We start from the raw sequence: 5,444 nt of genomic DNA, 5'->3' as shown, positions 1-5,444 counted from the left end.
CCCTTTCCCAACTCCCCCGCTCCCCCTCTCTTTTTCTGGGGGTTCGGAGGCGGAGATGATATTGGTGTTGTCTGTTAGGTTGATGTTACCTCCTGCTTTGAGGGAAATTTCACCTCCGTCAGCGTCGGCGAAGGTGTAGATGTTGTTGGTCGTGATGTTTCCACTTGGCGCTTCTATGGTAACTTTGCCTCCGTTGCCTCCTCCTGAATAGTTGGCTAGAGTGCCAGCAGATGTGTCTATGTTTCCGGTTTCTGATGTAATGGTAATTTGACCGCCTTGTGTTTGGCCGTGGGAATTTATGGTATCAGTAGTAATATCTGTTTTTGCTTGGAGAGTGACATCTCCAGCATTGCCTCGGTTGGAAAATGATTGAATTGCTTGGGTAGCATTAATCTGTCCTTGTTCGCTGGTAATACTTATGTTACCTCCGTTGGGGGTTTCTGTTGTGTTGTTGGCTTCGGAGGTAATAATTCCTGTAGTAATATTTTCTTGGGCGGTTATCTCAATATCGCCAGCGTTTCCGGTATCAGTGCTTTTGGCTGAAATGGTGCTATTTGGGGCGGTCATTTCTCCTGTGTTGATGAAAATGTTTCCTCCGTTGCCTGTACCTGTAGTTTCTGTGATGATTTGACCTTCTAGTTCGAATGTTTGAGTGGGGTTGATGTTGATAGTGCCTCCCTCTCCACTGTCAGATGTAGATGCTGATATGGTCGTGTTTTCGGCTATGGTGAGGTTTTGAGTGTCGATGTTGATAGTGCCAGCGTTTCCTGTGCTTGTTGTTTCTACTGTGATTCTTCCTTCTCCAGTGATGTTTATGTTTTCTGGGGCAAATATATTAATGTTACCTCCGTCTCCAGTTGCTTTGGTGCGGGCGGATATAAAGCCGTTTTCGGTGAAAGTAATATTCAGGTTGGGGTCAAATTCACCTAGTTGCTCCCCTACTCCCCTACTCCCCTGCTCCCCTACTCCCCTATAGGGGTTGAGAGTGAGGGTGCCAGCGGGGGATTCACCTGCGGTTTCTGCAAATATTCCGAGTCTGCCTGAGATATTTAGATCGCTGGAATTGATGGTAATATTTCCTCCTGCTGCTGTGTTAGTTGCCCCTTCTAATGCTGTGGCACTAATTGAGGCATCATTGCCGATGGTGACTGTGGGGGAATTGATTTCTATGGTTCCGGCTGCTCCAGCACTATTGGTTTCGGCGGAGATGGCTATTCCTTCTGTGAGGGTAAGGTTTTGGGCTTCTATTTTGATTTCACCTGCGTTGCCTGTACCTGTGGTCTCGACTGAGATTTTTCCGTCTCCTATAATATCTATGTTTTCTGGGGCAAATATATTAATGTTACCTCCCTGACCTGTAGATGTCGTGCGGGCAGATATGAAGCCGTTTTCAGTGAAAGTAATATTCAGGTCTGGGTCAAATGCGTTTAGTTGCTCCCCTACTCCCCTATAGGGGAGTAGGGTGAGTGTGCCTGCGTCTGCTGCTCCTGCGGTTTCGGCAAATATTCCCAGTGACCCTGAGATATTAAGGCTGTTGGCGAATATGTTAATGTTGCCTCCTCCTTCTTCGTTGGTCGAGTCGGCGGTGACTGTAGCGCTGATTTGAGCGTTTTCTCCAATGTCTATGGTTTTGGCCTGGATGATGATAGTTCCCGGTTTCCCTGCTCCACTGGTTTCTGTGGTGAGGCTGGTACTTTGGTTTAACTCTAAGGTTTGGGCTTGGATTTCGATGTTACCTGCGTTTCCTTTGCCTTCGGTGTCAGCTTGGAGTTGACTTTCGTTGGTGAGTTGAATGTCTTGAGGAGTTTTGATGGTTATGTCTCCAGCATCTCCATCGTCGCTGGTGATGGCTTTGAGTTGACTGTCGTCTAGGGAAATGGTGCCCAGACTTGTTATCGTGACATCTCCAGCGCGTTCGTCTCCTTTGGTGTCGCTTTCGATAGTAATGTTATTGAGGTTGATATTGCCAGAGCTGTTGATAGATACATTACCTGATTGACCTGATTCACCTACGCCAATTTCTATTATATCTAGAAGTGGGATTTCTACCCTTACTTGTTGACTGGTGATGATAGATAAATCATTAAGTATCAGGTCTCCTTCTTGTTGACTGTTTATGCTCACTTCCCCTGATTTNCTGATTGACCTGATTCACCTACGCCAATTTCTATTATATCTAGAAGTGGGATTTCTACCCTTACTTGTTGACTGGTGATGATAGATAAATCATTAAGTATCAGGTCTCCTTCTTGTTGACTGTTTATGCTCACTTCCCCTGATTTTTGGCTGGAAGATATTGTGAGTATTTCTATGTTACTGAGGTTGTTGGTGATAATGTTAATGTCTCCACCATCTCCGGAGTCGTTTGTTCCTAATGAGAATGTTCTGATTCCTAATTTTTCTACCTCTTCTACCTCTTCTTGTTCTGGAGGGTTAATAAATTCTATGCCCTCTGCCAACAAAGATATGGCTCCCCCATTCCCTGAGTTGCCTTCTTCCGCATAGGAAAACGAATCAAGCGCTCCTGTTGTGATATTGTCTCCTGCTGACACAGAAATGTCTCCCCCATTCCCTGAAATGCCTTTTTTTGAATAGGAAAAGGAATCAAGCGCTCCTGTTGTGATGTTGCCCTCTGCCAACAAAGATATGGCTCCCCCATTCCCTGAGTTGCCTTCCGAATCGAACGAAACAAACGAAGAAGAGGAATTGAGCGCTTCTGTTGTGATGTTGCCCCCTGCTGACAAAGATATGGCTCCCCCATTCCCTGAGTTGCCTTCCGAATCGAACGAAACAAACGAAGAAGAGGAATTGAGCGCTCCTGTTGTGATGTTGCCTCCCGCCGAAACAGAGATGTCTCCTCCATCCCCTGAGTTAGCTCCAGAGGAAGACTTGAGCGATTCTGTTATCGTGATATTGCCCCCCGCTGACACAGAAATGACTCCCCCATTGCCTGAGTTAGCTCCAGGATTAACACTAGAATCAACCAATTCAGTAATATCCTCAGCAGTGATAGTAATATCACCCTCAGCAGTGAGAGTAATATTACCCCCATCTCCTTCCTCAACAGTCGCATCAACCTTGTTTGTAGTTTCGATATTGCCTCCAGCAGTGAAAGTAATATCACCCCCATCCCCTTGTCCTAGAACATTAGACTGAACCCTTTCTGTAAAAATATTACCACCGGCAGTGAGAGAAATATCACCTCCATCCCCATCCCCATCCTCAAGATAGGAATTAAGGCTTTCTGTAGAAATATTACCCTCACTGCTGAGAGTAATATCGCCCCCCTTCCCATCCCCATATAAAACGTAGGAATTAATCATTTTTGTAGAGATATCACCACTAATGGCAGAGAGAGAAATCTCACCCCCATCCCCTTCCTTAACACTGGCATTAACATCAGTTGTAGAGATATTACCACCACCAGCCTTCAGAGAAATATTGCCCCCATTCCCATCCTCATGCTCAACATTGGACTCAAGTTTTTCTGTAGAGATACCACCCTCAGCAGTGAGAGTAATATTACCCCCATCCCCTTCAACAACACTGAAATTAACCTCATCCTCATTCCCTACACTAGAATTAAGGCTTTGTGTAGAGATATCACCCCCCGCAGTCAGAGAAATCTCACCTCCATCCCCTTTAATAACACTGGAATTAAACTCATCCCCATTCCCTACACTAGAATTAAGGCTTTGTGTAGAGATATCACCACCAGCAGTCAGAGAAATCTCACCTCCATTCCCATTCCCTTGAACAACACTAGAATTAAGGCTTTGTGTAGAGATATCACCACCAGCAGTCAAGGAAATCTCACCTCCATCCCCATTCCCTTGAACAACACTGGAATTAAGGCTTTCTGTAGAGATATTACCCTCAGCACTCAAAGTAATATTACCTCCATTCCCATTCCCTTGAACAACACTAGAATTAACCTCAGTTGTAGAGATACCACCACCAGCAGCAGTCAGAGTAATATTACCCCCATCCCCATCAATAGATGAAGTATCCAATGAAAATGTATCAATATTACCAGAAATAGCATTAAGGTTGATATTACCTCCAATTCCTTGATTTGAACTAGAATTAATCAGACCTGTAATAATATTGTTGTTAGCCTTGAGGTCAACTCTTCCCCCATTACCAGTTTCGCTCAAACTGTGGATATTTCCTACACGAAGATTACCATGAGTTGCTTCTATATTAATCGCCCCACCATTTCCTCCACCACTTTGAACAAGAGGAGTACGCAGCAACAGTTGTGTACCTAGAACAGGTTCCCAGGGAGCAGGATCGCCTGCTCTGTATAAAGTGCCACTATCTGGGTCGTCAGTATCTTCCACCCTCAAAGTCCAAGTTCCATTGGGGTTCTCTCCATTAAAATCTGCCAAACTGCCTTCGGGACTATATGTACCATCAAACGGAGCATTAGCATTATCAGAGTTAATACTTATAGAAGCATCATCATCCAGCACAGTATCCTGAAAATTGTCTCCATCACCACCAACACCAGCAAACAATCTTACTTCCTTCCCCTGAGGTGATTCGAGATCGACTTCTAGGTCTGCATCGTAAGTATGTTCTGCAGAGAAGCGTACATCTAGATTTTCTATAGTTTCCAAGTCACCCTCTACAGTAAAAGTAAAGGTTGTTGTGTCGTTGTCTAGTATCGCTCCCCCCTCATCCACATCGATCGCCTCCAACAACTCATCACCAGAAAAAACAGGCAACCAAGAAGTATCAATATTCCCCAAAATAATAGCAGCACCAGCAATAGTCAAATCTCGCCCATTGGTCTTAATAGTATCCGCTCCATTCTCAAAGGTATTCTGATCGCTCCCATCATCCGCCTCATTATCCAACATCTCTACAACACCAATTCCATCCCCATCCACATCTGCACGAAATTCTATCTCTCCTTCCCCAGGCAGAAATTCCAACACATCATCATCTATATCCTCAACAGTAATATCATTTGTCGCCTCCAACTTAATATCCGCATCCCCAGAAGTCTCCTCAAATTCATCATTTATCCTAATATTAGTAGCAGACANAGTAATATCATTTGTCGCCTCCAACTTAATATCCGCATCCCCAGAAGTCTCCTCAAATTCATCATTTATCCTAATATTAGTAGCAGACAAAGAAACACTTTCTCCACCACCTTTTATTCCACTACCCGTAGCAACAATATCTCCCGTAGCTTCAATATTTATTGAACCACCTACATCATTATTATCAGCAATTTCTGTATTTTCTGTAGAAGAAATCTCAGAATTATTCTCTACTATTTCTGAATTTTCGACATTTTCTGTAGAAGAAATCTCAGAATTATTCTCTACTGTTTCTATAGTAGAAATAGTTTCCGTTAAAGTCACATTTCCATCACTCTTAATATCAATATCTCCTCCAGCAGTAACAATACCATCCACCTCTTCACTCAC

The 5,444-nt window shown here is 44.0% G+C and carries 3 protein-coding genes; all 3 read right to left on the bottom strand.

All coding sequences use genetic code 11. The annotated features are described in order from the left end of the window. The coding region (locus AFK68_RS41595) for a beta strand repeat-containing protein (protein ID WP_371357355.1) at nt 1-2,124 on the bottom strand (2,124 nt) is incomplete at its 3' end. Between the two features lie 13 nt (nt 2,125-2,137). Beyond that, nucleotides 2,138-4,865: proprotein convertase P-domain-containing protein (locus tag AFK68_RS41590; RefSeq protein ID WP_246844148.1), on the bottom strand; the 2,728-nt coding region annotated here is incomplete at its 3' end. 189 nt (nt 4,866-5,054) lie between these two features. Then, nucleotides 5,055-5,444 (bottom strand): hypothetical protein (locus AFK68_RS41585; RefSeq protein WP_246844147.1); only part of this gene is annotated, 390 nt, incomplete at both ends.

Source organism: Hydrocoleum sp. CS-953 (assembly GCF_002260545.1).
Classification (GTDB): Bacteria; Cyanobacteriota; Cyanobacteriia; order Cyanobacteriales; family Microcoleaceae; genus Trichodesmium.
Note: the sequence above shows the minus strand (reverse complement) of the source record. Positions and strands in the feature narration are given on the sequence as shown.